The sequence below is a fragment of the Amphritea japonica ATCC BAA-1530 genome (assembly GCF_016592435.1).
Taxonomy (GTDB): domain Bacteria; phylum Pseudomonadota; class Gammaproteobacteria; order Pseudomonadales; family Balneatricaceae; genus Amphritea; species Amphritea japonica.
In genome coordinates this window covers 1,579,728-1,606,082 of record NZ_AP014545.1, presented here as the reverse complement: position 1 = coordinate 1,606,082, position 26,355 = coordinate 1,579,728, and the positions used below count along the sequence as shown (strand labels likewise).

27 protein-coding genes are annotated in these 26,355 nt (G+C 48.0%); 10 read left to right on the top strand and 17 right to left on the bottom strand.

All coding sequences use genetic code 11. From position 1 onward, the window contains the following. Positions 1–2 precede the first annotated feature (2 nt). From purM to AMJAP_RS07295, 6 genes are read left to right on the top strand one after another with little or no spacing between them, the layout of a single operon-like run. The gene (gene purM / locus AMJAP_RS07320) at positions 3–1,061 is read left to right on the top strand and encodes a phosphoribosylformylglycinamidine cyclo-ligase (RefSeq protein WP_019621604.1); all 1,059 of its coding nucleotides are present in this window, start codon (positions 3–5) and stop codon (positions 1,059–1,061) included. Between the two features lie 2 nt (positions 1,062–1,063). Further along, the gene (purN, locus tag AMJAP_RS07315) at positions 1,064–1,717 is read left to right on the top strand and encodes a phosphoribosylglycinamide formyltransferase (RefSeq protein ID WP_019621603.1); all 654 of its coding nucleotides are present in this window, start codon (positions 1,064–1,066) and stop codon (positions 1,715–1,717) included. Positions 1,718–1,720: 3 nt separating this feature from the next. Next, positions 1,721–2,425: a DUF3108 domain-containing protein gene (locus tag AMJAP_RS07310; protein ID WP_019621602.1), complete on the top strand. Its 705-nt coding sequence runs from the start codon at positions 1,721–1,723 to the stop codon at positions 2,423–2,425. Beyond that, on the top strand, positions 2,425–2,691 hold the full coding sequence (locus tag AMJAP_RS07305) for a YfcL family protein (protein WP_019621601.1): 267 nt from the start codon (positions 2,425–2,427) through the stop codon (positions 2,689–2,691). Before AMJAP_RS07310 ends, AMJAP_RS07305 begins: the two co-directional genes overlap by 1 nt. Further along, positions 2,688–3,083: an immunity 22 family protein gene (locus AMJAP_RS07300; protein WP_019621600.1), complete on the top strand. Its 396-nt coding sequence runs from the start codon at positions 2,688–2,690 to the stop codon at positions 3,081–3,083. The genes AMJAP_RS07305 and AMJAP_RS07300 overlap by 4 nt, the downstream gene beginning before the upstream one ends. A gap of 22 nt (positions 3,084–3,105) precedes the next feature. After that, positions 3,106–3,564 carry a potassium channel family protein gene (locus AMJAP_RS07295; protein ID WP_019621599.1) on the top strand — a complete coding sequence of 153 codons (459 nt, stop codon included), beginning with the start codon at positions 3,106–3,108 and terminating at the stop codon, positions 3,562–3,564. A gap of 48 nt (positions 3,565–3,612) precedes the next feature. On the opposite strand, the gene AMJAP_RS07290 is transcribed toward AMJAP_RS07295, so the two are convergent. Continuing rightward, positions 3,613–3,918: an MGMT family protein gene (locus AMJAP_RS07290; RefSeq protein WP_019621598.1), complete on the bottom strand. Its 306-nt coding sequence runs from the start codon at positions 3,916–3,918 to the stop codon at positions 3,613–3,615. A 339-nt stretch (positions 3,919–4,257) separates the two neighbouring features. Between AMJAP_RS07290 and AMJAP_RS07285 the strand changes: the two genes are divergently transcribed. After that, positions 4,258–4,908, top strand: coding sequence for a DUF3047 domain-containing protein (locus AMJAP_RS07285; protein ID WP_019621597.1), 651 nt, complete (start codon positions 4,258–4,260; stop codon positions 4,906–4,908). Positions 4,909–5,012: 104 nt separating this feature from the next. Next, positions 5,013–6,755: a DEAD/DEAH box helicase gene (locus AMJAP_RS07280; protein WP_019621596.1), complete on the top strand. Its 1,743-nt coding sequence runs from the start codon at positions 5,013–5,015 to the stop codon at positions 6,753–6,755. An 85-nt stretch (positions 6,756–6,840) separates the two neighbouring features. Here AMJAP_RS07280 and AMJAP_RS07275 read toward each other — a convergent pair whose 3' ends face one another. Next, a complete protein-coding gene (locus AMJAP_RS07275) occupies positions 6,841–7,431 on the bottom strand; it encodes a MerR family transcriptional regulator (RefSeq protein ID WP_019621595.1) in 591 nt (196 codons plus the stop codon). A 124-nt stretch (positions 7,432–7,555) separates the two neighbouring features. On the opposite strand from AMJAP_RS07275, the gene AMJAP_RS07270 reads away from it, so the two are divergent. After that, the gene (locus AMJAP_RS07270) at positions 7,556–8,149 is read left to right on the top strand and encodes a LysE family translocator (RefSeq protein ID WP_019621594.1); all 594 of its coding nucleotides are present in this window, start codon (positions 7,556–7,558) and stop codon (positions 8,147–8,149) included. On the opposite strand, the gene AMJAP_RS07265 is transcribed toward AMJAP_RS07270, so the two are convergent. The 14 genes from AMJAP_RS07265 to sdhC all read right to left on the bottom strand — a co-directional run bounded on the left by AMJAP_RS07265 (position 8,111) and on the right by sdhC (position 22,577). Beyond that, positions 8,111–8,965 carry an AraC family transcriptional regulator gene (locus AMJAP_RS07265; RefSeq protein ID WP_019621593.1) on the bottom strand — a complete coding sequence of 285 codons (855 nt, stop codon included), beginning with the start codon at positions 8,963–8,965 and terminating at the stop codon, positions 8,111–8,113. The genes AMJAP_RS07270 and AMJAP_RS07265 overlap by 39 nt on opposite strands. Positions 8,966–9,017: 52 nt before the next feature. Then, the gene (locus AMJAP_RS07260; protein ID WP_019621592.1) at positions 9,018–9,512 is read right to left on the bottom strand and encodes an MOSC domain-containing protein; all 495 of its coding nucleotides are present in this window, start codon (positions 9,510–9,512) and stop codon (positions 9,018–9,020) included. Between the two features lie 5 nt (positions 9,513–9,517). Beyond that, positions 9,518–9,796: an HlyU family transcriptional regulator gene (locus AMJAP_RS07255; protein WP_019621591.1), complete on the bottom strand. Its 279-nt coding sequence runs from the start codon at positions 9,794–9,796 to the stop codon at positions 9,518–9,520. Positions 9,797–9,929: 133 nt separating this feature from the next. Next, on the bottom strand, positions 9,930–10,535 hold the full coding sequence (locus AMJAP_RS07250) for a hypothetical protein (protein WP_019621590.1): 606 nt from the start codon (positions 10,533–10,535) through the stop codon (positions 9,930–9,932). Further along, positions 10,532–11,095, bottom strand: a complete 564-nt coding sequence (locus tag AMJAP_RS07245; RefSeq protein ID WP_019621589.1) for a hypothetical protein — start codon at positions 11,093–11,095, stop codon at positions 10,532–10,534. Before AMJAP_RS07245 ends, AMJAP_RS07250 begins: the two co-directional genes overlap by 4 nt. Before the next feature lie 226 nt (positions 11,096–11,321). Next, positions 11,322–12,197 (bottom strand): succinate--CoA ligase subunit alpha, encoded by an 876-nt coding sequence (sucD, locus tag AMJAP_RS07240; protein WP_019621588.1) that lies wholly within the window; start codon positions 12,195–12,197, stop codon positions 11,322–11,324. A gap of 2 nt (positions 12,198–12,199) precedes the next feature. Continuing rightward, positions 12,200–13,366 carry an ADP-forming succinate--CoA ligase subunit beta gene (sucC, locus tag AMJAP_RS07235; RefSeq protein WP_019621587.1) on the bottom strand — a complete coding sequence of 389 codons (1,167 nt, stop codon included), beginning with the start codon at positions 13,364–13,366 and terminating at the stop codon, positions 12,200–12,202. Positions 13,367–13,518: 152 nt separating this feature from the next. Beyond that, positions 13,519–14,955, bottom strand: coding sequence for a dihydrolipoyl dehydrogenase (lpdA, locus tag AMJAP_RS07230; RefSeq protein WP_019621586.1), 1,437 nt, complete (start codon positions 14,953–14,955; stop codon positions 13,519–13,521). A gap of 39 nt (positions 14,956–14,994) precedes the next feature. Further along, a complete protein-coding gene (gene odhB, locus AMJAP_RS07225) occupies positions 14,995–16,194 on the bottom strand; it encodes a 2-oxoglutarate dehydrogenase complex dihydrolipoyllysine-residue succinyltransferase (protein WP_019621585.1) in 1,200 nt (399 codons plus the stop codon). A gap of 47 nt (positions 16,195–16,241) precedes the next feature. Then, positions 16,242–19,073, bottom strand: coding sequence for a 2-oxoglutarate dehydrogenase E1 component (locus AMJAP_RS07220; RefSeq protein ID WP_019621584.1), 2,832 nt, complete (start codon positions 19,071–19,073; stop codon positions 16,242–16,244). Positions 19,074–19,364: 291 nt separating this feature from the next. Continuing rightward, positions 19,365–20,069 (bottom strand): succinate dehydrogenase iron-sulfur subunit, encoded by a 705-nt coding sequence (locus tag AMJAP_RS07215; protein WP_019621583.1) that lies wholly within the window; start codon positions 20,067–20,069, stop codon positions 19,365–19,367. Between the two features lie 12 nt (positions 20,070–20,081). Continuing rightward, positions 20,082–21,857 (bottom strand): succinate dehydrogenase flavoprotein subunit, encoded by a 1,776-nt coding sequence (gene sdhA, locus AMJAP_RS07210; protein WP_019621582.1) that lies wholly within the window; start codon positions 21,855–21,857, stop codon positions 20,082–20,084. Between the two features lies 1 nt (position 21,858). Then, positions 21,859–22,206 carry a succinate dehydrogenase, hydrophobic membrane anchor protein gene (gene sdhD / locus AMJAP_RS07205; protein ID WP_019621581.1) on the bottom strand — a complete coding sequence of 116 codons (348 nt, stop codon included), beginning with the start codon at positions 22,204–22,206 and terminating at the stop codon, positions 21,859–21,861. Then, positions 22,200–22,577: a succinate dehydrogenase, cytochrome b556 subunit gene (sdhC, locus tag AMJAP_RS07200; protein ID WP_026340104.1), complete on the bottom strand. Its 378-nt coding sequence runs from the start codon at positions 22,575–22,577 to the stop codon at positions 22,200–22,202. The genes sdhD and sdhC overlap by 7 nt, the downstream gene beginning before the upstream one ends. Before the next feature lie 491 nt (positions 22,578–23,068). On the opposite strand from sdhC, the gene gltA reads away from it, so the two are divergent. Further along, entirely contained in the window at positions 23,069–24,349 is a 1,281-nt protein-coding gene (gene gltA / locus AMJAP_RS07195; RefSeq protein ID WP_019621579.1) for a citrate synthase, read from the top strand. A gap of 731 nt (positions 24,350–25,080) precedes the next feature. Here gltA and AMJAP_RS07190 read toward each other — a convergent pair. Further along, positions 25,081–26,289: an ammonium transporter gene (locus tag AMJAP_RS07190; protein ID WP_019621577.1), complete on the bottom strand. Its 1,209-nt coding sequence runs from the start codon at positions 26,287–26,289 to the stop codon at positions 25,081–25,083. Positions 26,290–26,355 lie beyond the last annotated feature (66 nt).

Here is a 26,355-nt window from a genome sequence, read left to right as displayed (position 1 = left end):
TTATGTCTGCTACTGACAATAACTCATCTATCAGCTACAAAGACGCCGGCGTCGATATTGACGCAGGAAACGCACTGATTGACCGCATTAAAGGTGTTGCGAAACGCACTGCCCGTCCTGAAGTAATGGGCGGTCTGGGTGGATTTGGAGCCCTGTGCGAGATTCCAGAAGGCTATAAGAAGCCGGTATTGGTTTCGGGCACTGACGGTGTTGGTACTAAACTGCGTCTGGCGATGGACCTGAACAAACATGACACTATAGGCATCGATTTAGTGGCTATGTGCGTAAACGATTTAATTGTAGCAGGCGCAGAGCCGCTCTTTTTCCTCGATTATTATGCAACAGGAAAGCTAAACATCGACGTAGCTGCCGACGTTGTAACCGGTATAGGCACAGGCTGTGAACTGTCTGGCGCCGCATTAGTTGGTGGCGAAACAGCTGAAATGCCTGGCATGTACGAAGGTGAAGATTACGATCTGGCCGGCTTCTGTGTCGGCGTGGTAGAAAAAGACGCTATCATTGACGGCTCAAAAGTAAGCGTCGGCGACAAGCTTATCGGCTTGCCATCGTCCGGCCCTCATTCGAACGGTTACTCTCTGATCCGCAAAATTATAGAAGTACGTGATGCCGACCTCAGTGGTACTGTTGACGGAAAGCCTCTGACCGAAGCGCTCATGGAACCAACCCGCATCTATGTTAAACCGGTTCTGGAGCTGATCAAAAACAGCCAGGTAAATGCACTGTCCCACATCACCGGTGGCGGCCTGTTGGAAAACATTCCTCGTGTACTGCCTCAAAGTGCTAAGGCAGTCGTCGATATTAACAGCTGGAAAATGCCAGAGGTGTTTAGCTGGATTCAAAAGCTGGGCAATGTCGATTCTCGCGAAATGTACCGCACCCTCAACTGTGGCGTTGGCATGATCATCTGCGTACCCGCTGACACCGCTGATCAAGCTTTACAGATCCTCAAAGAGGCGGGTGAAGAACCATTCATCGCGGGCGTAATCGCCGCCGCAGCTGAAGGCGAAGAACAGGTTGAATTAGTAGGCCTGGAGGCCTGAGAATGGCAGAAAAAAGCATTGTAGTCCTGATTTCCGGCAGCGGTTCAAATCTGCAGGCGATCATCGATGCTATCGCGAGCGGCCAGATCAATGGTCGCATCGCTGCGGTACTCAGCAATAAAGAAGGCGTATTTGGTCTGGAACGAGCGCAAAAAGCGGGCATTCCTCAAATAGTCATCAGCCACAAAGACTTTGACGACCGGGAAAGCTTCGATGCAGCGATGATGCAATCAATCGACGCCCACAATCCCGATCTAATTGTTCTTGCCGGGTTTATGCGGATACTGACACCTGAATTCGTGCGCCATTATCAGGGCAGGATGTTTAACATCCATCCCTCCCTGTTACCCAAGTACAAAGGGTTACATACGCATCAGCGCGCACTGGAAGCCGGCGACAAACAGCATGGCTGTACAGTCCACTTTGTTACCGAAGAACTGGATGGCGGACCATTGGCAATACAAGCGCCGATCGATATTCTGGCAACAGATTGCGCCGATAGTTTGCAACAGCGCATCCATCGTTCTGAGCATCAAATTTACCCACTTGCGGTAGAATGGTTTTGTGCTGACCGCTTAACGCTTCCTGTTTCAGGAACGGTTCAGCTCGATGGCGATAATCTGCCCCCTGAAGGATATCAATTTACTCAGGAGTAACCGATGCGATTACCCAGCCTAATTATCTCAACGCTACTGTTTACTCTGGCCCTGCCAGGTCAGGCAGCCGACCTGCTGAAACCTTACAAAGCAGTCTACAAAGCCCAATGGGATATGGGTATATCCTTCGGCGGAAACGCTGTTCGTGAACTCAAACGAAATGGCGATCAGTGGACGCTATCACTGACCGCTGAAGCTTTGATCGCCAAAGTTAACGAGTTCACTGAGTTCTCCATTCAGGATCAAAGCATCCAGCCTAACCATTATGAATATCACCGAAAGCTAATAGGCAGCAATAAGGACGCGGTACTGCAATTTAACTGGAGCACACAGACAGTTCTTAATGATATTGCTAATAAGCCCTGGACTATGGATGTTCCATTAGGGACTCAGGATAGTCTCAGCTATCACATGCAATTAAGACTGGATCTGGCTGCTGGCAAAGAGACTCTGGCCTATAAGGTAGCCGACGGCGGCAAACTGAAAACCTATCCTTTTATCCGCCTTGGCACTGAAACTGTCACTACACCGGTCGGAACATTTGAAGCGATAAAGGTTCAGCGAGACCGCGGTACCAACAGCAAGCGCAACACCTATATCTGGTGCGCACCCGAGCTGGGCTACATGGTGGTCAAACTACAACAAGTTGAGAAAAGCGGCAAAGAGTACAGCCTGCTCCTCGACAAACTCGAATTTACGGATCACTGATGAACCCATATCAGCAACAGGCAGACAGCCTGTATAACCACCTGATCACAATGGAATCAGGCGCCGAACCTGAGCAACTGTTTCTTTGTAGCTATTTACTGGGGCATATCAGCCTGGCCAGCGCCGAACAAGGTGATACAGCAGAACAGTTTGATCAACAGGTGGAACACAGCCTTAACGATGCATTTAAAGTCGACAAACTAAGTGAACAGGATATCAGTGATATCCGCTCGCTATGGCACACGCTGACCGAGACCCACACATGAATTTTGAAAAAGAAGGTATCGTTTCTGTCTGGTACTCTACTGCCGACTACGCAAGCATTCCCGATAGCTACTTCGAAGAAGACGAACAAGGTCTTGACCAGTGGGCCAAAAACTATCAGATTATAAGTTACGATCCTGAAAACATGGAGACCAACGGTTGCGAAACTGGCTGCGCTCCCACCAAAGACATTATCGGGCCCTGCTCATGGTCCGGCTCCTACGGCGAAGCCGTTATCAAAAAAATTGAAAAGATTGGCGATAAAAAAATCAGCTGGTTAATCTTATTATTTGATTTTGAATACAGAGCAAAGAAGACTCATATATTTCAGGATGAATATGTCAATTTTGTTGGCTGCTTCCCCTTTGATATAGACGCCAATCAACTCGACTAACCGGTTTTAAAAAAAGAAGACAATGGTTAAGCGATATATTTACTCTACCGATGAATACAATGTCAGAAATTATGGCACTGTATTTCTCGGCTTTCTGGCTTTCATCCTGCTTTACAGCCTTATTGCCATCCTATCAGTACCACTACTCTGGTTTGAACAACTCCATCCTGGAGCCAACATTCTGACTTACAGCGATGCATTCTGGGCATTGCAGATGAGCGCCAGCACCATTGGCTTCGGTGACTTCTACCCGGTCAGTCAGGGTGGGCGATTAATCGTTGCTTTGATGTTTTACATCGGCGTCGGCATCGTCGGCTTTATCGGCGCACAGATTGCCAGCAAAATGATTGGCTTTGCCGATACCAACGTAAGAAACAGAGAACTGCGCCGACAAAATGAAGAGATACTGCAGCATAATAAACAGCTGGAACACAAACTTGACCTGCTTATTGCACAGATAGAAGACAAAAACCGGCCATAAAATCTAAATCCAATCCCGGTAAGCAGCACTCTTAATTACAGCGCACATCTACCACCTGAATTTTGCCAGACTAATCCGGCCATTCAACACTACAACACCCTCCTCTTGCAGTAATGCACGCTGCTTTTGGTAACCTTCACTATCAACCGGCAACGAGATCTTACCACTGGCATTAATCACCCTGAACCAGGGCAACTGACTGTCACCGGGAAGCTGACTCAGACAACGCCCCACCATTCTTGCCGCCCCCGGAATACCCGCTAACTCAGCAACCTGACCGTAGGTAGCTACCTTCCCGGACGGGATAGCCCCAACCACCTGCCATATCATTTCATACGCCGGATTCTGCGCCATGAGAACACATCTCTTAATTACCCAAAAAGCCTGCTTACAAACGGCAAGAGGCCTGGATAACCAGGCCTCTTAGCGAGTGAAGAACATAACGATAATAAGCTGCCAAGGCAAGGGGAACGCACCAGCAGCCCTTTCACTCGCAGTTATAGACCAGTATTACCTGTCACCTGTAAGCAGATTACCGGGAAGCAACTTACTCACTATGACAGCAGACCAAAACAGAGTTTTGCCAGAAGGGAAAATAGGCGCTAAAACTCTGATACACTGATCCTAAACGTAACATCAGTATAGTTGATTTTTTAGTCTGTAAAGCTTTATATAATATTCAGAGCATCCTTTATGACAACTTTACATCTCGCGACATTCTCGATTCTACTGACATTTTTAACTACAACCCTGCCAGCACAAGCTGTAGCAACCGATATCCCCAAATTTGATCCATCAGGCATTAATCAGTGGCAGAGTGAAAGTTTTTCCGGAAACAGCCAATACGCCATCATCACCGAAGGCGATAACGAAATCCTGGAAGCCAGGTCCGATGGCAGCGCATCCGGACTTTTCTTTAAGAAAAAAATTCCAATTAATGACAATACAACCCTGAACTGGCGTTGGAAAATAAGCAAAGTCTGGCCTACAGCTACAGAAACGACGAAAGCCGGGGACGACTTTCCTGCCCGGGTCTACATCGTGGTTTCGGACGGGCCTTTCTTTTGGCAAAAACGCACACTTGTATACGTATGGTCGAATAATCAACCCGTCAACACCACCTGGCTCAATGCTTACACTGACAGAGCCTACATGTGGGCACTCGATAGTGGCACCACAGATCTTGGCCAGTGGGTGGATCATAATCGTAACATCCAAAACGATCTTAAAGCCGCATTTGGCGAAATCTACACTGAGCTTGAAGCGATCGCCATCATGACCGACAGCGACAATGGCGGTCAAAGCTATCTTAGCTGGTATGACGACATTCAACTGTTCGAATAAAATATCGACTATTAGCAAACGAACGCTATAAAAGACGGGCTTTTATCCCGTAACAGGCGTATAATTTCGCGTTTTACAATTCCATCCTTCCGGTACCTTCAAACATGTCAGACACACCAGTCGCGTTTAGCGATCTTGAACTCCCCTCTACCGTTCTTAAATCCATTACAGAGCTTGGTTACGAAACACCTTCTCCAATCCAGGCTGAATGTATCCCATTGCTGCTGAACGGGCAGGATGTTCTGGGGATGGCACAAACAGGTACCGGTAAGACAGCTGCATTTGCACTGCCCCTGCTAAGCCGTATCGATCTGAAGAACAACAAACCTCAGGTACTGGTACTGGCTCCAACACGCGAGCTTGCGGTTCAGGTAGCAGAAGCCTTTCAAGCATATGCACGTCACATTCCCGGCTTCCATGTTCTACCAATCTACGGCGGCCAGAGCTACACGCTACAGTTAAAACAATTGCGCCGTGGCCCACACGTTGTTGTTGGTACACCAGGCCGTGTCATGGACCACCTGGACCGCGGCACTCTGAAGCTGGACGAGCTTCAGGCAATGGTACTGGACGAAGCCGACGAAATGCTGCGCATGGGCTTTATTGATGATGTCGAAACCATCATGGCTAAAACCCCGGCTACGCGCCAAACAGCGCTATTCTCAGCAACTATGCCTGAGCAGATTCGTCGTATCACAAAACGTTACATGCGCGAGCCTCAGGAAGTTAAAATCGCTTCCAAAACCACCACGATGGAAAATATCGAGCAGAAGTGCTGGATCGTTTCTGGCACTAACAAGCTTGATGCGCTGGTGCGCATCCTGGAAACAGATGAATTTGGCGGTATCATTATCTTCGCCCGCACCAAAACAGCCACCACTGAGCTGGCTGAAAAGCTTGAAGCCCGTGGCTATGCTGCTGCTGCATTGAATGGCGATATGAACCAGCAACTTCGGGAGCGCACCGTACAGCGCCTGAAAGACGCCAAGCTGGACATTCTGGTAGCAACTGACGTTGCTGCCCGAGGCCTCGACGTAGAACGTGTTGGTCTGGTTGTAAACTACGACATTCCTTATGATACCGAAGCTTATGTCCACCGTATTGGTCGTACCGGCCGCGCCGGACGCGATGGCAAAGCAATTCTATTTGTTGCTCCGCGTGAGCGCCGCCTGCTGAAGCAGATTGAGCGCGCTACACGCCAACCGATCAAGCAGATGGATCTTCCATCACGCGATCTGGTTCAAAACAAGCGTCTCGAATCTTTCCGCGAACAAGTAAGCAATATCGTCAGCAAAGAAGATATCGCTCCTTACCGTGAACTGGTTGATCAGCTAGCGGTTGATACTGAACTGGAAACGCTGGATCTGGCCTCAGCCCTGTTATACATGGCACAAAAAGAGAAACCTTTAATTCTGCCGCCTGAGCCGGAACCTCGTCCACGCCGTGAACGTGATGATCGCGATAACGATCGCGGTGAAAAACGTGAACGCATCAACTATGCTGACCTGGATGTTTATCGCCTGGAAGTAGGTCGCAGTGATGGCGTACAGGTTAAGAACATCGTTGGCGCTATCGCCAACGAGGCTGATATCAACAGCCGCCATATTGGTGATATTCGTTTACACGATAGCTACAGCACCGTTCAACTGCCAAAAGGCATGCCGCCTGAGGTTCTGCAGCAGCTTAAAGGTGTATTCATCTGTCGCAAGAAGATCGATATTAGCTTGATGGAAGGCGAAATCGCTCGCCCGGCTCCACGCAAGCCACGTGGCGAGTATAAAGGCAAAGGCCGTGGCGGCAACGACCGTGGCGCACCACGTAAGCCTCGCCCACGTCGTGACGCTTAACAAAGCACTAACCCGCGACGTCGTCGCTTGTTAGACAAAAAAGAGAGCCTTATGGCTCTCTTTTTTTCTCTTCAAAAGCAACGCCTTAACAACGTGACCACACCCTGATTCGCTGAACTTCGTCCACCTCAATTTGTAGCGATTCCAGAAATTCCTGATGAGCTCCTGGCTCCAGCTTTTCAAACTGAATATGCCAGTTATGCATATCATTTTCACTTAAACCCGCTGCGCTCATTATCTCTGTCCAACGCTCTTTAGTCACCATCCTGTCCTCCGCAATATCTGGCTGTTGAATAAATTGAAGAATCGCCACTTGCTGCTGATGCAGCCGTTCTACTTCCTGCTGTAGACGATGGAGTTGACCCTGGAGAATTCGCTTTTGCTCCCCCTCGCCACTACCCTCTAGCAGAATAGCAATATCCGACACAGGCACGCCCATCGCCCGATAATCAACAATTAGCGCCAGCCTTTCCAATTCCTTCTGACCATATAGCCGATAGCCATTACCGTCTCTTACTGCAGGCTTCAATAACCCTTCCCGCTCATAATAGAGAACAGCAGTACGAGACAAATTAGCCTTTTTAGCCAACGCAGAAATAGTCAGCACATCAACACCTCCGTAACAATTCAGAGACAGTGTCAGGGCATCACCCGTAGACAGGTCAAGAGACAGCACTCATCTAATACTGAAAAATAACATATTGTCATCTTCGAACACCTATTCTGAATAAACATCACTTTTGTTCAATACCTGATTAAAGCATCACTACATACTCACCTCTTCCATGAAGGAGCATGTAATGAGTCTATCTATAATTTTATCTATGTCAGCCTTTGCGCTTGCCGCATCCATTTCACCCGGGCCAGTCAACCTGGTCTGCCTGAGCAGCGGCACCCAACACCCGGTTTACAAAGGAATGATATTTGTCACAGGCGCTACTCTCGGCTTTGTAGCCCTGCTTATCGCTATCGGACTCGGCCTTTATACCGCTCTTGAAATGATACCCGCATTACATAGCTTTCTACGCTGGGGAGGGGTTATTTTTTTGTTTTATCTGAGTTTCAAACTGGCTGCCTTTGACGGTCAATTACCAGAAAGACAATCAGAGAAGGCCCCTGGCTTTATGGTCGGCGTGATGATGCAGTGGCTAAACCCCAAAGCCTGGTTAGCTTCAGCATCCGGCATAGCGGCTTACACCAGCGGTAACGAAATTCAGCAGGTGCTTATTTTTGCAGCAATTTACCTGCCTATTTGCTGGCTATCTTTAGGAAGCTGGGTTTATGCAGGCGCATTCTTACGTAGATATATCACCCAGCCATCGATACTTAAAACAGTCAATCGAACGCTTGCGGTATTACTTGTGATCAGCGGCTTTTACCTCATTACTGAGTAACGATTGTCTGTACTGGTTTGGAGTAGCTGCCACAAGCTTTTTAAAAACACGCTGAAAATGCGGCTGATCCGTGAAGCCTTCTGCCAATGCAACATCGGCAATCGGTCTTCCCCTCTTTAATTCCCGCTGTCCACGCTGAATCCGTCGATTTATTTGGTATGCATGGGGCGTTAAGTTGAAATGCTGTTTAAATGTCCGGATAAGATGTCCGGCGCTGTAGCCCGAACGAAGGCACATATCTTCCAGCAAAACCTCTTCTGCAGCGTTCTCATCGAGATAAGCAGCAAGATTTAGCAACACACTGGGTATTTGCTGAGCTGGCTGAATACATCTGCCAGCAAGAGCCTCCATCAGGCTTGATATAAAATCAATGACAGCAGCTTGCTTTTCTTTCAAGTCAATCTGTGAACTCAGCAGGCAGGACGCCATCTGACAATACCCAAGATAAAACTGATGCTCTGAAATGATAGCGGTACCAATATCCTCCCACACAGGCTCATCAAGCACACCCAATTGATACCGCAGCACTGCTAACCACTCAGTATCGATATAAAGCATATAGTAAGACCAGGGCTGATCATCAATAGGGTTGCAAGCATGAACCCAGTCAGGATTAAGCAACACAAGATCACCGGCACCCACCTGACACCGATCATCCCGGTAACAAAACGTGCTTATGCCCCCGGTAATTGCACCGATTGACCACTGAGCATGACTATGAGGTGCATAGCACACCTCTCGCCCATCACTAACCAGGCGCAATTCAACATAGGGCATTCGTGCATCGCGCCAGAATATTGGCTTAGCTTTGCTCATACGACCTTTACTCGCTTTAATTAACAAGTGAACTTCAGCTAAGCAGTAACACTCAACTCTGCACTGGCGTCAATTGATCCCCAACCACCACACACCCAGACTGAATGACACGGGCACAGAGGCCTCCATACCCCAACATTGCAGCCGTACCACCCTGCCCCAGCGCCTGATCCATACGCACACAGGGATGACATAAGGCTGTAGCTTCAAATACAGCAGCGCCAATTTTAAACCGCTGATGCCTCAACGCATTAAGGTTAATACCACTGACCACTAAATTACGACGCAACAGCGCCGGATCTATATGCTCAAGACCTGTATAACTTTCTATTATCTTGATAAATTCTGAGGATATTATCGTAACCTGACGAGCAGAGCCCGGCGTCTTGCTGCAACGATGATCTCCTTCAAGCCCGAGGCTCTGCAACGCCTGGACAGAATCCACAACCTGCACGGCCTGCTTACGGCCTGGTCGCAGCCCAATCCACTCCAAACGGCCCGGTTTGAGGTCTTTTAAGTAGCGGGAGAATAGCTGTTTTTGTGTCATAACAACTAAAAGATTCCATCACCCTGCTGATCAATCATCTGCTTCGCCTTTCTGACCATTTCCACGCCACAACTGTCACTGGAAGGAAGCATATCAGCGCGAATAAAGTCATGCTGCCGATCACCCTTTGTGATCAGTCCATTTACACGATACCCCCCATCTTCCTGAATAGGCGCGGGCGTTATAGTAAAGCCCTGATACTCCTCAGATGGTAATATTTCTGGCTCTTTAGGGCTGCTTGGCGCAGATGAAAATATCGATTTAATCGAAGAAAACAGACTCATAAAAAACTCTCAATAGATATTTAATCTTAAATTTACCTGATTCTATCCGGAACTCAGAAAAAAACTCTCCTTTTTTATGACAAAAAAAAGCCACCGATAAGAGGCGGCCTTAGTATCGGTCAAATTTACACAATTATTTAATTGCTTCTTGCTTCCTAATTGCAGACGCGAACTTGTTACCCAAGTCGGTAGATGCTCGCCGGGCAGACAATCCAAAGTCATTTTTGAATTCAGAAAACTCAGCAGCGCCTTCACCAGAAACCGTTACATTAGCAACATTTTGTCCCTTTTCATCATTCACCGAACAAGACAAGTTCACTGTAAACTTTGTGGGAGGCCAGGTAAACATAGATTCTGAGCTAGATGAAGTTGAAATCACCGGAACATAGATCAGCTGAATATTATTCGACTCAATGGCCTTAAAGTCAGTAGTACTGTTAATAGCATAAACATCATCATAAACAGAACCCAATACGCTGCGAATAGTTTTTTCTAAATCCCTATATGGGTAATAACTTACTTTATCACCACCACCACCAGCAGAAATAACCTCTTCCTGCTTTTGAGCATCTGTAATGACATATGCAACCGTCTTAGAAACCTTATCGCCAGCATAATCAGCTTGATCATCCAATTGGGTGATATTAATCGGATGAGCACATCCTACTACCAACGCAGCCAGAGCAGCCATCAAGATCACTTTGATTTTAGGGAGAAAACACTTAACACAGGTGCTCATAACGATAATTCCTTAATAAATGCAGAATCAGAATAAACTTGTTTTAATACAGCGCGAACTAAGAACGGATACTCAGTCTGTGCCTTTGGTATAGCAACAGCTCCAGCGAATGATGACTCAAACCCTGTCTTGGCAACATACTCTTTTTGAAATGTAGACTTTCCTAATTTTACAACCTCAAGATTAATTACCATCTTGCCTGCCCCAGTTGAGAAACTAGATATATCAATATTATTTTCAACAAGCACTACGCTTATCTGGATATCTGAATCTGCTTGATATATCCCCATCTGCGAGAGGTCCTCAATCAAAGCAGATTCTAGATAAGCTGAAAATGAGCCTTGCTCAGCAACCAGAGACATCGCTCTCAGGGCTATTTTATTCACCTCATGCTTAGGATCACGCGGCTCAACTTGGGCAACAGAGACATTCACTAACTTATTATTCTTCAAACTATCTAACGTCTGGTAGTCCGGTGAGTAAGCCGGAGCTTTTAATGTACCGCAACCTGTCATAAGCAAAACCAATGCTGAGATCAGCAACAGTCTAAAACTATTCATTCCCTTGTAACTCCTTGTAAAAGACCACTGAAGTAAGATTCATATATTGAATCGACAAGTGATATTAAGTCAGTGATTAGCACCAAGACAATACGCTATAACCAAAAGAGATTAAAAAGATACTCATTATGAAAACAAAAAAACCGCCCTAAGGCGGTTTTTTTATAGCTTCTGGCGACCAGCAAGTGACACTGTCACGTCTAATCACCAGAAAATCGCATAGCGATTATTTCCAGCCAGTAATCTCACGCAGGCCGTCAGCAATCTGAGCCAGAGAGCGAACAGTCTTAACGCCAGCAGCTTCAAGAGCAGCAAACTTCTCGTCTGCAGTTCCCTTACCACCGGAGATGATCGCACCAGCGTGACCCATACGCTTACCAGCAGGTGCAGTTACACCAGCAATGTAAGAAACAACAGGCTTAGTTACGTTAGCTTTGATGTAATCTGCAGCTTCTTCTTCAGCTGAACCACCGATCTCACCGATCATTACAATCGCTTCAGTCTGAGGATCATTCTGGAACATTTCCAGAATATCGATGAAGTTAGAGCCTGGGATTGGGTCACCACCAATACCTACACAAGTAGACTGACCAAAGCCAGCATCAGTTGTCTGCTTAACCGCTTCATACGTCAATGTACCTGAACGGGATACGATACCCACTTTACCAGGCAGATGGATGTGACCAGGCATGATACCGATCTTACACTCACCCGGGGTGATAACACCTGGGCAGTTTGGTCCAACCAGGCGTACACCCAGGTCGTCACATACAACTTTACACTCAAGCATATCCATTACTGGAATATGTTCAGTAATACATACGATCAGCTTGATACCACCGTTTGCAGCTTCAAGGATTGAATCCTTACAAAAAGCAGCAGGTACGTAGATAACAGATGCTTCAGCGCCAGTTTCTGCAACCGCTTCGGCAACAGTGTTGAACACTGGCAAACCCAGGTGCTCAGAACCGCCTTTACCAGGAGTTACACCACCAACCATCTTAGTGCCGTAAGCAATTGCTTGTTCAGAGTGGAAGGTACCCTGACCACCAGTGAAACCCTGACAGATAACCTTGGTGTCTTTATTAATCAGAACGGACATTGTTATTTACCCTCCGCTGCTTTAACTGCTTGCTCAGCAGCATCAGTCAGGCTGGTAGCGGCAATGATAGCCAGACCAGACTCAGACAATAGCTTAGAACCCAGCTCTGCATTGTTACCTTCCAGACGTACAACTACAGGTACTTCTACGCCTACTTCTTTAACCGCACCGATAATACCTTCTGCAATCAGATCGCAACGTACGATACCGCCGAAGATGTTAACCAGAACAGCTTTTACCTTAGAGTCTTCAAGGATAATCTTGAAAGCCTCGGTTACACGCTCTTTAGTCGCACCGCCGCCAACGTCCAGGAAGTTAGCCGGGAAGCCACCGTGCAGAGAGACGATATCCATCGTACCCATTGCCAGGCCTGCACCGTTAACCATACAGCCAATGCTGCCATCCAGAGCAACGTAGTTCAGATCCCACTGCGCCGCACGAGCTTCACGCTCGTCTTCCTGTGATGCATCATGCATCGCCTGAAGATCTTTGTGGCGGTATACTGAGTTACCGTCGATCGCTACTTTAGCGTCCAGACAGTGAAGGTTGCCTTCGTCAGTAATAACCAGCGGGTTGATTTCAAGCAGCGCCAGATCTTTTTCTTTAAACATCTTAGCCAGACCCAGGAAGATCTGAGTAAACTGCTTAATCTGAACACCTTCCAGACCCAGTTTGAATGCCAGGTCACGTGCCTGATAAGGCTGCGCACCGGTAACCGGATCAATAGTCGCTTTCAGAATTTTTTCTGGCGTTTCTTCCGCAACTTTCTCGATCTCAACACCACCTTCAGTGGATGCCATAAAGACGATACGACGTGAAGAGCGGTCAACAACCGCACCCAGATACAGCTCATTCGCAATATCTGTGCAGTCTTCTACCAAAATTTTAGATACAGGCTGACCGTTTGCGTCAGTCTGAAAAGTAACAAGGTTCTTACCCAGCCAGTTAGCTGCGAAAGCTTGCGCTTCAGCAGGGGAATCAACCAGCTTAACACCGCCAGCTTTACCACGACCACCTGCGTGAACCTGAGTTTTAACAACCCACTTGTCACCACCAATTTTCAGAGCCGCTTCAGCAGCAGCTTCCGGAGTATCTACCGCGATTCCATTAGAAACCGGCAGACCATATTCAGCAAACAGCTGTTTGCCCTGGTACTCATGAAGATTCATGCTCTAATCCGTCGTTTTTTCACACTTTTTTGAGAACCCTGCAAAACGATATGGAGAGAGTATCTTTTCACAGCCCAAATGCGCACACAAACTACTGTATACACAATAATCGACCGGGGATGGCCCGGTCGAAATTTAAGACATTTTAACGATTACTTACGCTTCTTGCGATTAGCCATATGGATAGCATGCCCATCTACTGCAAGTGCAGCTTCATGAACAGCTTCCGATACAGTTGGATGCGCAAATACAGTTAGCTGCAAGTCTTCAGCGGTTGAGCCGAATTCCATTGCGATCGCTGCCTGAGCAATAAGCTCAGATGCGATACCGCCAACCATATGAACACCCAGAATGCGGTCAGTCGCTTCGTCGGCAATCATTTTGACGAAACCATCAGTATCATCTGCTGCCATCGCACGGCCAGACGCTGCAAATGGGAACTTACCCACTTTAACCGCTACGCCTTCTGCTTTAAGTTCCTGCTCAGTCTTACCAACCCACGCCAGCTCAGGGTGAGTGTAGATGATGTTAGGAATCACATCGTAATTCATCTGCGCATGGTGACCGGCAATAATATCCGCAACCATGATGCCCTCTTCAGAGGCTTTGTGCGCCAGCATCGGGCCACGAACTGAATCACCGATAGCATATACGCCCGGCGCTTCTGTACGACACTGGCCATCAACGAAGATGAATCCACGCTCATCCAGCTTAACGCCGGAATCATCAGCCAGCAGACCTTGCGTTGAAGGACGACGGCCAACAGCAACAATAAGCTTGTCAACAACCAGCTCTTTATCGCCTTCAGAATCAGTATACTTAACCGTCACTTCCTGACCGTTAATCTCAGTACCGGTACAACGCGCACCCAGCTTAATGTCCAGCTTCTGCTTCTTAAAGATCTTAGCCGCTTCTTTAGCAACATCTTTATCCGCCAGCGCCAGGAAATCATCCATCGCTTCAAGTACGGTAACTTCAGTACCCAGACGCGCCCATACAGAGCCCATCTCAAGTCCGATAACACCCGCTCCGATAACACCCAGACGCTTAGGCGTCTCATTGATATTCAAAGCGCCTTCGTTGTCCAGAATCAGACCATCAGTCAGCGGTGCAGGCGGAATATTTACAGGGACAGAACCCGATGCCAGAATAATATTTTCAGCATCATAAACTGTTGCAGCACCGTCAGCGGCAGTCACTTGAACCTGCTTGTTGGCCAGCAACTTGCCCATGCCTTGCAGCAAAGTAACACCATTGGCTTTAAATAAACCCGCAACACCCATCGTCAGGTTGCCAACAATCTTATCTTTACGGGCAACCATCTGCTTAACATCCATACTGACTTCGCCAGTCTGGATACCGTGCACATCGGCGTGCTGTGTTTTATGGAACTGGTGAGTAGACTCCAGCAGCGCTTTAGATGGGATACAACCCACGTTCAAACAAGTACCACCGAGAACGGCACCACCTTTCGCATCAACCCACTTCTCTACGCACGCAGTTTTAAGACCCAGCTGAGCGGCGCGGATAGCAGCTACGTAACCACCAGGGCCCGCACCTACTACGATTACATCAAATTTATCTGACATTATTTCCTACCTATCAATTCGTTCAAGTAATGGACTAAATCAGACTTCCAGCAGCATACGTGCAGGATCTTCCAGAAGATCTTTAATAGTCACGAGGAATTGTACCGCTTCCTTACCATCAATCATACGATGGTCGTAGGAAAGCGCCAGATACATCATCGGCAAGATTTCTACCTGACCATTAACAGCCATCGGACGCTCCTGGATTTTGTGCATTCCCAGAATGGCAGTCTGCGGCGGATTAAGGATCGGAGTAGACATCAGAGAGCCGAATACGCCACCGTTAGTGATAGTAAAGGTTCCGCCCTGCATATCATCCAAGCCAAGCTTTCCGTCACGGCCGCGTGCACCGAAATCAGCAATAGTAGACTCGACATCTGCCAGCGTCATAGCATCGCAATCACGCAACACAGGCACCATCAGACCGCGCGAAGTAGAAACTGCTACACCGATATCCTGGTAACCGTGGTATACCATATCATTACCATCGATAGAGGCATTTACAGCTGGGAAACGCTTCAGCGCTTCAGTAGTCGCTTTAACAAAGAAAGACATAAAGCCAAGTCGAGTACCGTTATGGGTCTTCTCGAACAGGTCTTTGTACTGCTTACGCAGCTCCATAACCGGCTTCATGTTAACTTCGTTGTAGGTTGTCAGCATGGCAGCTGTCTGCTGTGCTTCAACCAGACGCTTAGCAATCGTGGCACGCAGGCGAGTCATTGGAACACGCTTTTCTACACGCTCACCGGAAACGATGTTAAGTGCAGCAGCATTATCAACCTGAACAGGCGCTGCAGGTGCTGCAGCTGGCTTATTCTTAAGGAAGTTAACAACATCTTCTTTGGTGATACCGCCATTCTTACCCGTACCTGGAATCTCGCTTGCAACCAGACCGTTCTCTTCGATCAGTTTACGTGCAGCCGGGCCTACTTTATCAGCATCTGTCGCCGCTTCAGCCGGCGCTGCAGTTGCAGCCGCCGCTGGGGCAGCAGACGCCGCAGCACCCGCTTCAAAGATAGCCAGTATCTCTTCACTTAATACAGTGTCGCCTTCGCCTTTAATGATCTCTTTAATCACACCATCAGACGGCGCTACAACTTCTAATACAACTTTATCTGTTTCAATATCAACGATCAGCTCATCGGTTGAACAAGCCTCACCCGGCTGCTTGTGCCAGGTCGCTACAGTACCGTCGGCTACGGATTCAGGGAAGGTCGGCGTTTTGATTTCGATTGACATGTCTTTTCCTTTCTCAGTGCTACTAACAGGCGCTTTTATCCGGCCTGTTAGCCATTGATTGCTTCATTAACCAGTTTTTCCTGCTGCTCAAGGTGTACAGAGATGTAACCTACGGCAGGAGCTGCGGCGTGTGGACGACCCACACCTTCCATATGAATCTTGTCGTTATGACGAGCCAGCGCGTGGCGCATATGATGCTGCGAACAGTACCATGCACCCTGGTTCATCGGCTCTTCCTGACACCAGACAACCGATTCCAGGTTGGTGTATTGCTTAATCGCATCAAACATTTGATGTTCCGGGAACGGATACAACTGCTCAATTCGGACGATAGCAACATCATCTTTTTCAAGTTCCGCACGGCGGTTGTATAGATCGTAATAGACCTTACCGCTACACAGCACCAGACGCTTAACCTTCTTAGGATCCAACTGATCAGTCTCAGCGATTACCGGCAGGAAGCCGCCATCGGATAACTCATCCAGCGTGGAAACCGCTTGTTTGTGACGTAACAGACTCTTAGGTGACATAACAACCAGAGGCTTACGCAGCGGGCGTACAACCTGACGACGCAACAGATGGTAGATCTGCGCAGGCGTTGTTGGTACACATACCTGGATATTATGTTCTGCACAAAGCTGCAAGTAACGTTCAAGACGGGCTGAAGAATGCTCAGGCCCCTGCCCTTCAAAACCATGCGGCAACAGCATAGTCAGACCACAGACACGGGCCCACTTATGCTCACCACTGGTGATGAACTGATCAATTACGACTTGAGCGCCGTTGGCAAAATCACCAAACTGAGCTTCCCAGATCACCAACGCATTTGGCATGGTGGTCGAGTAACCGTATTCAAATGCAAGCACCGCTTCCTCAGAAAGGAAAGAGTCATGCAGCGTCAACGGTGGCTGATCAGCAGCAATATTCTTCAGAGGCTCGTAGACCTCTCCGTTACGCTGATCATGCAATACCGCATGGCGATGAGAGAACGTACCCCGGCCAACATCCTGGCCTGTGATACGAACAGGGAAACCTTCAGCCAAAATAGAAGCGTAGGCCAGTGATTCAGCCATCCCCCAGTTAAGCTCCATCGCACCGACAGCCATACGCTTACGGTCATCATAGATTTTTTGAACCTGACGCTGAACCTGGAAGCCTTCGGGCACTTCGCAGATTTTAGTGCCAAGCTCTTGAAGCAGTTTATTGTCAACACGAGTATCGCAATCAAAAGACCATTCCAGTCCCAGGTATGGCGCCCAGTCAACGAATAACTCCTGTTGAGGCTCCATCACCAGTGAGTGCGTTACGTGCTTACCGTCTTCAAGATCTTTACGATAGTTTTGCTCAAGCTGCTTACACTGCTCGGCAGTAACTACACCTTCAGAAATCAATTGTTGCGCATAAAGCTCGCGAGTCGATTTCTGAACTTTGATCTGTTTGTACATTAGCGGCTGTGTGCCAGACGGCTCATCCGCTTCGTTGTGACCACGGCGGCGATAGCACACCAGGTCGATGACAACATCTTTCTTAAATTCAGTACGGTAATCAACTGCCAGCTGCGTAACGAAACGCACCGCTTCAGGATCATCGCCATTGACATGGAAAATTGGCGCCTGAACCATCTTAGCAACATCAGTACAGTATTCAGAGGAGCGAGAGTCTTCCAGTTTGTTGGTGGTAAAACCAACCTGATTATTAACCACCAGATGGATAGTACCGCCGGTTTTATAGGCACGGGTCTGTGACATCTGGAAAGTTTCCATTACCACACCCTGACCTGCAAACGCCTGGTCACCATGGATGTTAACCGGTAAAACCGTTGTACCAACCGGATCATTACGGCGATCCTGACGGGCACGTACAGAGCCTTCAACTACCGGGGCAGATATCTCAAGGTGAGACGGGTTAAACGCCATCGCCAGATGAACTTCGCCACCGCCTGTCATCACGTTAGATGAAAAGCCCTGGTGATACTTTACGTCACCTGACGTTTCCAGAGTTTTCTTACCTTCAAACTCACCGAACAGTTCAGCTGGATTTTTACCGAAAATATTAACCAGGGTGTTCAAACGCCCCCGGTGAGCCATACCGATAACAACCTCGCGTGCACCCTGCTTTCCTGCTCGCTGAACTAACGTGTTCAGAGAAACAATCATCGATTCGCCGCCTTCAAGGCCGAAGCGCTTTGCGCCGGCAAAGCGGGAACCCAGATATTTCTCTAGTCCTTCCGCCGCTGTCAGACGCTCAAGCACCATCATCTTGCGCTCAAGATCAACAACCGGGTGGGAACGAACAGGCTCAAGACGCGACTGAATCCAGCGTTTTTCCTGAGTATCAACAATATGCATATACTCAGCACCTACTGTCGTACAGTAGGTCTTCTTCAGATCGTCAATAATCTCTCTAAGCGTTGCTTCTTCAGCTCCGAAGAACAAAGAACCCAACTGGAAAGTGGTATCAAAGTCAGCTTCCGACAATTCGTGGAAGCGAGGATCCAGATCGGGAATAGCTTCGCGCTGCATAAGGTTCAGCGGGTCAATATTAGCCGCTTGATGCCCACGCACACGATAAGCATTGATCATCCGCAAGACGCGGATCTGTTTTTTCTCATGCTCAGAACTAACACTACTGCCTGCAGCAGGCGCTGCACGACGCTGGTTCTTAGCCAGATAAAGGAAATGTTCCTGTACCGTAGAATGTGGAACATCCTGGGTCAGGTTATCGCCGACTTTGGGGAGTCGATCAAATTCTTCACGCCACTCCTGAGGAATCGCGTTGGGGTCCATCAGATAGGTTTCATATAGCTGCTCGATGTAAGACAAGTTGCCACCGTTAAGATGGGCATTCTTCCACATCAGCTCCATTATGCCTTCTTGCATTCTTGATCACCCTGGCTCAGGGGTACTTTACGAAGTCCAGGATGCACTACGTCCTGTCCAACTGGCCTGTCGGCCGTCCCCTGTTTAGTTACCGTTATTATTTCTCACGTGCATACCCTGATAGAGGTACAGGACATACGGGACGTGATTCTACGCCTTTTCATACGCCGTTCATATATCAATGCAGAGGGAATTCTAAAAAGTTTTAGTCCAATGCGATATAAGCCTTTTGACTAGTACAAAAAAGCCAAAAAAAAACGGCTCCTAATTAGGAGCCGCTTTTTGTGCGAATCAGGTTGCCTGAGAGAGCAACATGTTTCGGATTTTACCGATTGCCTTTGTTGGGTTAAGACCCTTAGGGCAAACGTTGACGCAGTTCATGATCCCATGACAGCGGAATACGCTGAATGGGTCATCTAGATCAGCCAATCGTTCTTCCTGAGCAGTATCACGAGTATCTGCCAGGAACCGGTATGCTTGCAGCAAACCAGAAGGACCGATGAACTTGTCTGGATTCCACCAGAAGGATGGACAAGCCGTAGAACAGCATGCACATAGAATACACTCGTACAAACCATCCAGCTCTGCACGCTCCTCTGGCGATTGCAGACGCTCAATAGCCGGCGCCGGCGTATCGTTGATCAGGAACGGCTTGATCTTCTCATATTGCGCGTAGAACTGGCTCATATCAACAACCAGGTCACGAATAACCGGCAGACCCGGCAAAGGACGCAATACCAACTTGTCACTTACAACCACTTCAGAAAGCGGTGTAACACAAGCCAGACCATTCAGACCGTTCATGTTCATACCATCAGAACCACACACACCTTCACGGCATGAACGACGGTAGCCCATAGTCGGATCTTTATCTTTCAAAAGCTGCAGCAGGTCCAGCACCATGATGTCCTTACCGCCCGGGATATCAATATGGATATCCTGCATATAAGGTGCATCATCAGTCTCAGGATTATAGCGATATACACTTACCAGCATCGTAACAACCCCTTAGTAAGTTCGTATTTTTGGTGGGAACGCTTCAACCGTCTTCGGAGCAAAATTGACCGCACGCTTAGTGATCTCTTTTGTTTCCGGGTGGAACAGTGAGTGGCATAACCAGTTTTCATCGTCACGTTCGGTATAGTCATTACGGGCATGAGCACCGCGACTTTCCGTACGAATCAGAGCGGCGATAGCAGTCGCTTCAGCAACTTCCATCAAGTTCTCTAATTCTAACGCTTCGATTCGAGCAGTATTGAACGCTGAAGACTTGTCTTCAAGATGCAGATTCTCTACACGCTTGCGCAGGTCTTTCAGCATATCCAGACCTTTCTCCATGCTATCGCCTTCGCGGAATACACCGAAGTACAATTGCATAGTTTTCTGCAGATCTCCACGAACCTCAGCAACACTCTCACCGCCGGTGGAGTTATTCAGACGATTCAAACGCGCCATTGCTCGTTCGATATCAGCTTCAGTCGCATCTTCCGCTGCGTAACCTTCAGCCATCTGCTTCTCAATCTGGATACCGGCCGCACGACCAAATACAACCAGGTCAAGCAGAGAGTTACCACCCAGACGGTTAGCACCATGTACAGATACACAAGCGACTTCACCGCAAGCAAACAGACCTTCTATAATCTGATCGTTACCGTCAGCATCACAGCCAATCGCCTGACCACCAACATTGGTAGTAACACCACCCATCTGATAGTGACAAGTCGGAACAACTGGAACAGGCTCTTTAACCGGATCAGCATGCGCAAAGGTTTTGGATAGTTCACAGATACCCGGCAGACGGGACTGCAATACTTCTTCGCCCAGATGATCAAGCTTCAGGAATACATGATCGCCATCTTCACCACAACCACGGCCAGCCAGAATCTCCAGCACCATAGAGCGGGCTACAACGTCACGACCAGCAAGGTCTTTCGCGTTTGGCGCATAACGCTCCATGAAACGCTCGCCATCCTTATTGACCAGATAACCGCCTTCACCACGACAACCTTCAGTAACAAGCACACCCGCACCCGCTATACCGGTTGGGTGGAACTGCCACATCTCCATATCCTGAGCAGGAACACCTGCACGCAGAGACATACCCATACCGTCACCGGTATTGATCAGAGCGTTAGTAGTCGACTGGAATATGCGACCCGCACCGCCGGTCGCTAGAACTGTTGCCTTAGCCTTAACGTAAACAGTCTCGCCAGTTTCGATGCAGATTGCGATAACACCAACAACAGCGCCATCATCATTCTTTACCAGGTCAACGGCATACCATTCATTCATGAACGTAGTACCGGCTTTCATATTCGCCTGGTACAAAGTATGTAATAGAGCGTGACCGGTACGGTCAGCTGCAGCACAAGTACGCGCAGCCTGACCACCTTCACCGAAGTTCTTTGACTGACCGCCAAATGGACGCTGATAAATACGTCCTTCTTCAGTACGGGAAAACGGCATACCCATATGGTCTAGCTCGTATACCGCCTGAGGGCCTACTGTACACATGTACTCGATAGCGTCCTGGTCACCGATATAATCGGAACCCTTAACGGTATCGTACATGTGCCAACGCCAGTCATCATTTGGATCCGCACTCGCTATCGCACAGGTGATACCACCTTGCGCTGACACAGTGTGCGAACGGGTTGGAAATACTTTAGTAATACACGCGGTATTCAGACCACCCTGGGCCAATTGCAGTGCCGCACGCATTCCTGCGCCGCCACCACCAATAACAATACCGTCAAAAGTCAGCGTACGTAGCTTGCTGCTCATCTTACACTCCCCACAGAATCTGAATGCCCCAAACGACGTAAATAAACGTCAGGAGACCACAAGCTGATTGGAACAAGAAGCGAATACCGGTTGGCTTAATATAGTCAGTAGAGATAGACCACATGCCGATCCAGGCGTGTGCCGCCATAGACAGCAAAGCCAGCAGCGTAAAGATACGCATCGCAGTGCATTCGAACAGTTCTTTCCATTGCTGATAGTCCAGTTCTGAACCAAACAGCATATAACCAATCATAAAGACGGTATAAGCAAGCAGCACAACAGCGGAAACACGCTGGATCATCCAGTCGTACAGACCACTTCGGCCAAAACTTGTAATTGAAGTTACCATATCCATACTCCTGCCAGCAGAATAGAAACAGCAGAGACGCCCAGGGTTACCTTGGCTGCCAACTGCGCACATTCCAACTCTTCACAATGACCAAAATCCATCACCAGATGTTTGATACCGGCAAAGAAGTGATACAGCAACGCTGAAACCAATCCCCAGGCAATCAACTTCGCAAAGAAGCTCTCCGTCAGCATCTGAGAAGCAGCATCGAAGCCCTGCTCAGACTCTAGAGACATCCCAAGTGCATATAGCATAAAGAAAGCGCCAAAGAATAACGCCAGTCCTGTTACACGATGCAGAATGGAAGTGATAGCCGAAATCGGCTGTTTGATAGTTCGTAGATCTAAATTTACGGGTCTTTTCTTGTTCACGGCTCTTGTTCACACTTATGTTAAGCCCGGTTGCAGAGCTAAGTTGTTTAAAAGGTAGTGTTCAAAGACAAAGATAAGCACCTCGGTCCAACGCCAACACCCGTCCCGAATGAGGGTGTAAGCTGGAACGAGAGTATACCAGCAAATTGTCGCAATACAATTAATCAACACCCTTTATAAGCCTATTGTCTAGTGCTTTTATTAAACAAAACCCAACTTACAACTAAATGATTATTCAGCTATTTTGGCTTTCCTGATAAATCTAATAATAGAATTGTTGCATTGCGGTATAAGCAGCTTCGATTGAATTGACAAATAATCCTAACTCTCTATAGTGTCTGGGTCCTATTGCGAGCTTAGACTCTTAGATTGTGACTAGAAATTAAGGGCTGCGAGTGCTGCATATATTGGTGAAAACCCTGCAGTAACAAGAGATGACCCGCTATAATTTATAAAGTCATTCAGATAAACAGAAATGATAGGAGCCTATAATGGCTGACAAGAAAGCACGCTTAACAATCGACGGTATTGATGAGGTTTTTGAGCTACCCGTCTACTCCGGCACAATGGGCCCCGATGTTGTTGATGTTAGAGCGCTGACCGGAAAAGGTCTGTTCACTTACGATCCAGGTTTTGTTTCTACTGCAGCCTGCGATTCCTCCATCACTTATATAGATGGCGGCAAAGGTGTATTACTGCACGGCGGCTACCCGATTGAGCAGCTTGCAGAAAATTCGGACTATCTCGAAACTTGCTACCTGTTGTTGAATGGTGAACTACCTACAGCTGAACAGAAGCAAACCTTCGTCAATACCGTTAAGAAGCACACCATGGTTCACGAGCAAATGAACCACTTCTTTAATGGCTTCCGTCGTGATGCTCACCCAATGTCTATCATGGTCGGTGTTGTAGGCGCGCTATCTGCGTTCTATCACGACTCTCTGGACATCGATGATGCTCACCACCGGGAAGTATGTGCATACCGTCTGATCGCTAAGATGCCGACTATCGCAGCCATGTGCTACAAATACAGCATTGGTCAGCCATTCCAGTACCCGCGTAACGATCTGGACTATGCCGATAACTTCCTGCAGATGATGTACGGCAATCCGTGCGAAGATTATGTAACTAATCCAGTACTGGCTAAAGCCATGGATAAGATCTTCCTGCTGCACGCAGACCACGAGCAGAATGCATCGACCTCTACAGTACGTCTCGCCGGCTCATCTGGTGCCAACCCATTCGCTTGTATCGCTTCTGGCATTGCTGCTCTTTGGGGCCCTGCTCACGGTGGCGCAAACGAAGCCGTACTGACTATGCTTAACGAGATTGGCGATGAAGCTAATATCGAAGAGTTCATCGTCCGTGCAAAAGACCCTGATGACTCTTTCCGCCTGATGGGCTTTGGTCACCGGGTTTACCGTAACTTTGACCCACGGGCTAAGGTTATGAAACAAACCTGTGACGAAGTACTGGCAGAGCTGGGGATCGAAAATGATCCACTGCTTAAAATCGCCAAACGTCTTGAGCAGATCGCCCTGGAAGACGAGTATTTCGTCGAGCGTAAGCTGTATCCAAACGTAGACTTCTATTCCGGCATCATCCTGAAGGCAATCGGTATCCCAACCAATATGTTTACCGTTATCTTTGCACTGTCCCGGACTATTGGCTGGATCTCGCATTGGAGTGAGTTCCACAGCAGCCCGAACAAAATTGGTCGTCCACGTCAGTTGTACACTGGACCTACCCAGCGTGATTACCCTACTAAGTAATTACAATTCAAAAAAAGGCCGCTTATAGCGGCCTTTTTTTTACCTGAACTAATTTACCAGCAAAGAACAAATCAGCCTCACCACCCCTCCCTATTAAACACCCCACCCCCCACTTTTACGCGCATATAAATTCAAGTATGAATACTTTTCATGTGTAAAATATCCCATTTTTCCCTGCTACAGCTAATCTAATAAACGGGTGGGGATTAAATCAAACATGACAAGAGGCGCACTAGCATGAAGCTTCCAGCCCCCCTGTACGAGAGTCTGCCCTACTTTTATATTGGCGTCTGCGCCATCTTACTTTTGCTTTCCAACAGCAGTAGCCCTGCCCTTATTACGGCCCTGGCCCTGTATATATTTGGCAGCGCTATCTGGATTAAACGCTCTAACTACCGGCGCATAGACAGACGTGAGCAACGCCTGCTCTTGTCACAAATATCCCGCGGCAGACTTGATGGCTACACCCCCCAATGGCTCTACGAAGAACAACCCTTTATCTACTTGGCAGGCGGCATTGCCTGTATCACACTACTGAACAGCCCTTTAGCCCTGATTAGCGGAATATTACTTTTACTCGCAAGCCTGGTAGTACTCAGAGCAAGAATTAAAAACAGGCATTCTTTTATACACAGGGTATCTAATATATAGCCCGCCTACACACCCTTGCTGATAATTTCCAGCTACAAAAAAGCCGGGCTTAGCCCGGCTTTTTTAATAAGAACAGATAATCAGTCTTCAGAGCTTGATTCAATCTTGTGAATCGACAAATCAGCACCATTAAACTCCTCTTCCTCATCCAGACGAAGACCCATGATCACTTTAATCGCACCATAGATGATTACCCCTCCGATCACGGCTACAGCAATACCCATCAGAGTACCAACAACCTGAGACATCAGGCTAACCCCGCCCAAGCCCCCCAGAGAGCCTGCACCAAAGATACCCGCAGCAATACCACCCCATGCCCCGCACAGACCATGTAATGGCCACACACCCAATACATCATCAATCTTCCAACGATTCTGGACCACTGTAAACATCCAGACAAACAACGCACCGGCAACACCACCAATCATCAGCGCACCAATTGGATGCACAATATCAGAGCCCGCGCAGATCGCTACCAGCCCCGCTAATGGGCCGTTATGAATAAAGCCTGGGTCATTCCTACCCATCAACAAAGAAACAATAATTCCACCAACCATCGCCATCAGGCTATTAACGGCCACCAGACCTGAAATCCCATCCAGAGTCTGTGCAGACATGACGTTAAAACCAAACCAACCGATGCAAAGAATCCATGCGCCTAACGCCAGAAATGGGATATTCGAAGGCGGAAAAGCCACCAGCCTGCCATTTCTGTAGCGCCCTTTTCGGATACCCAACATAATCACAGCAACCAGTCCTAACCAGCCACCGACTCCATGCACCACTACCGAGCCGGCAAAATCATGGAACTGCGCACCAAAAGATGCCTCCAGCCAATCCTGAACACCATAGTTACCATTCCAGATAATACCTTCAAAAAAGGGATACACGAACGCCACGATGAGCGCAGATGCCAATAAAAACGGCCAGAACTGAGCCCGCTCGGCAATACCACCCGATACAATTGCTGGAATGGCCGCTGCGAATGTCATCAGAAAGAAAAACTTAACCAGCTCATACCCATTACCCTGCGCCAGCGTTTCTGCATCCTGAAAGAAAGTTACATCGTAGGCAACCCAGTAACCGATAAAGAAGTAAGCCACCGCTGAGAAGCCGAAATCCGTCATAATCTTAACCAGAGCGTTAACCTGGTTTTTCTGACGTACCGTACCCACCTCAAGAAAGGCAAAACCGGCATGCATTGCGAATACCATAATGGCACCCATCAGAATAAACAGTGTATTTGAACTCTGAACCAGTGTCTCAACGGCGCTATTGACGCTTTCCACGGCGATCTCCTAATTATTCATGCACTCTTTTGATACCGATAAACATAATAAAAGGCTTAAAGGCAC

Bases quoted from the DNA above. Each gene is read 5' to 3' on its own strand.
- AMJAP_RS07295 (WP_019621599.1), top strand. From the start codon at position 3,106: ATGGTTAAGCGATATATTTACTCTACCGATGAATACAATGTCAGAAAT.
- AMJAP_RS07265 (WP_019621593.1), bottom strand. From the start codon at position 8,965: ATGAGCAAAGCTAAGCCAATATTCTGGCGCGATGCACGAATGCCCTAT.
- AMJAP_RS07310 (WP_019621602.1), top strand. From the start codon at position 1,721: ATGCGATTACCCAGCCTAATTATCTCAACGCTACTGTTTACTCTGGCC.
- AMJAP_RS07305 (WP_019621601.1), top strand. From the start codon at position 2,425: ATGAACCCATATCAGCAACAGGCAGACAGCCTGTATAACCACCTGATC.
- sdhA (WP_019621582.1), bottom strand. From the start codon at position 21,857: ATGAGCAGCAAGCTACGTACGCTGACTTTTGACGGTATTGTTATTGGT.
- purM (WP_019621604.1), top strand. From the start codon at position 3: ATGTCTGCTACTGACAATAACTCATCTATCAGCTACAAAGACGCCGGC.
- AMJAP_RS07215 (WP_019621583.1), bottom strand. From the start codon at position 20,069: ATGCTGGTAAGTGTATATCGCTATAATCCTGAGACTGATGATGCACCT.
- sucD (WP_019621588.1), bottom strand. From the start codon at position 12,197: ATGTCCGTTCTGATTAATAAAGACACCAAGGTTATCTGTCAGGGTTTC.
- AMJAP_RS07220 (WP_019621584.1), bottom strand. From the start codon at position 19,073: ATGCAAGAAGGCATAATGGAGCTGATGTGGAAGAATGCCCATCTTAAC.
- AMJAP_RS07250 (WP_019621590.1), bottom strand. From the start codon at position 10,535: ATGAGCACCTGTGTTAAGTGTTTTCTCCCTAAAATCAAAGTGATCTTG.
- odhB (WP_019621585.1), bottom strand. From the start codon at position 16,194: ATGTCAATCGAAATCAAAACGCCGACCTTCCCTGAATCCGTAGCCGAC.
- AMJAP_RS07280 (WP_019621596.1), top strand. From the start codon at position 5,013: ATGTCAGACACACCAGTCGCGTTTAGCGATCTTGAACTCCCCTCTACC.
- AMJAP_RS07245 (WP_019621589.1), bottom strand. From the start codon at position 11,095: ATGAATAGTTTTAGACTGTTGCTGATCTCAGCATTGGTTTTGCTTATG.
- purN (WP_019621603.1), top strand. From the start codon at position 1,064: ATGGCAGAAAAAAGCATTGTAGTCCTGATTTCCGGCAGCGGTTCAAAT.
- AMJAP_RS07290 (WP_019621598.1), bottom strand. From the start codon at position 3,918: ATGGCGCAGAATCCGGCGTATGAAATGATATGGCAGGTGGTTGGGGCT.
- gltA (WP_019621579.1), top strand. From the start codon at position 23,069: ATGGCTGACAAGAAAGCACGCTTAACAATCGACGGTATTGATGAGGTT.
- AMJAP_RS07270 (WP_019621594.1), top strand. From the start codon at position 7,556: ATGAGTCTATCTATAATTTTATCTATGTCAGCCTTTGCGCTTGCCGCA.
- AMJAP_RS07285 (WP_019621597.1), top strand. From the start codon at position 4,258: ATGACAACTTTACATCTCGCGACATTCTCGATTCTACTGACATTTTTA.
- AMJAP_RS07255 (WP_019621591.1), bottom strand. From the start codon at position 9,796: ATGAGTCTGTTTTCTTCGATTAAATCGATATTTTCATCTGCGCCAAGC.
- sucC (WP_019621587.1), bottom strand. From the start codon at position 13,366: ATGAATCTTCATGAGTACCAGGGCAAACAGCTGTTTGCTGAATATGGT.
- lpdA (WP_019621586.1), bottom strand. From the start codon at position 14,955: ATGTCAGATAAATTTGATGTAATCGTAGTAGGTGCGGGCCCTGGTGGT.
- AMJAP_RS07260 (WP_019621592.1), bottom strand. From the start codon at position 9,512: ATGACACAAAAACAGCTATTCTCCCGCTACTTAAAAGACCTCAAACCG.
- AMJAP_RS07300 (WP_019621600.1), top strand. From the start codon at position 2,688: ATGAATTTTGAAAAAGAAGGTATCGTTTCTGTCTGGTACTCTACTGCC.
- sdhD (WP_019621581.1), bottom strand. From the start codon at position 22,206: ATGGTAACTTCAATTACAAGTTTTGGCCGAAGTGGTCTGTACGACTGG.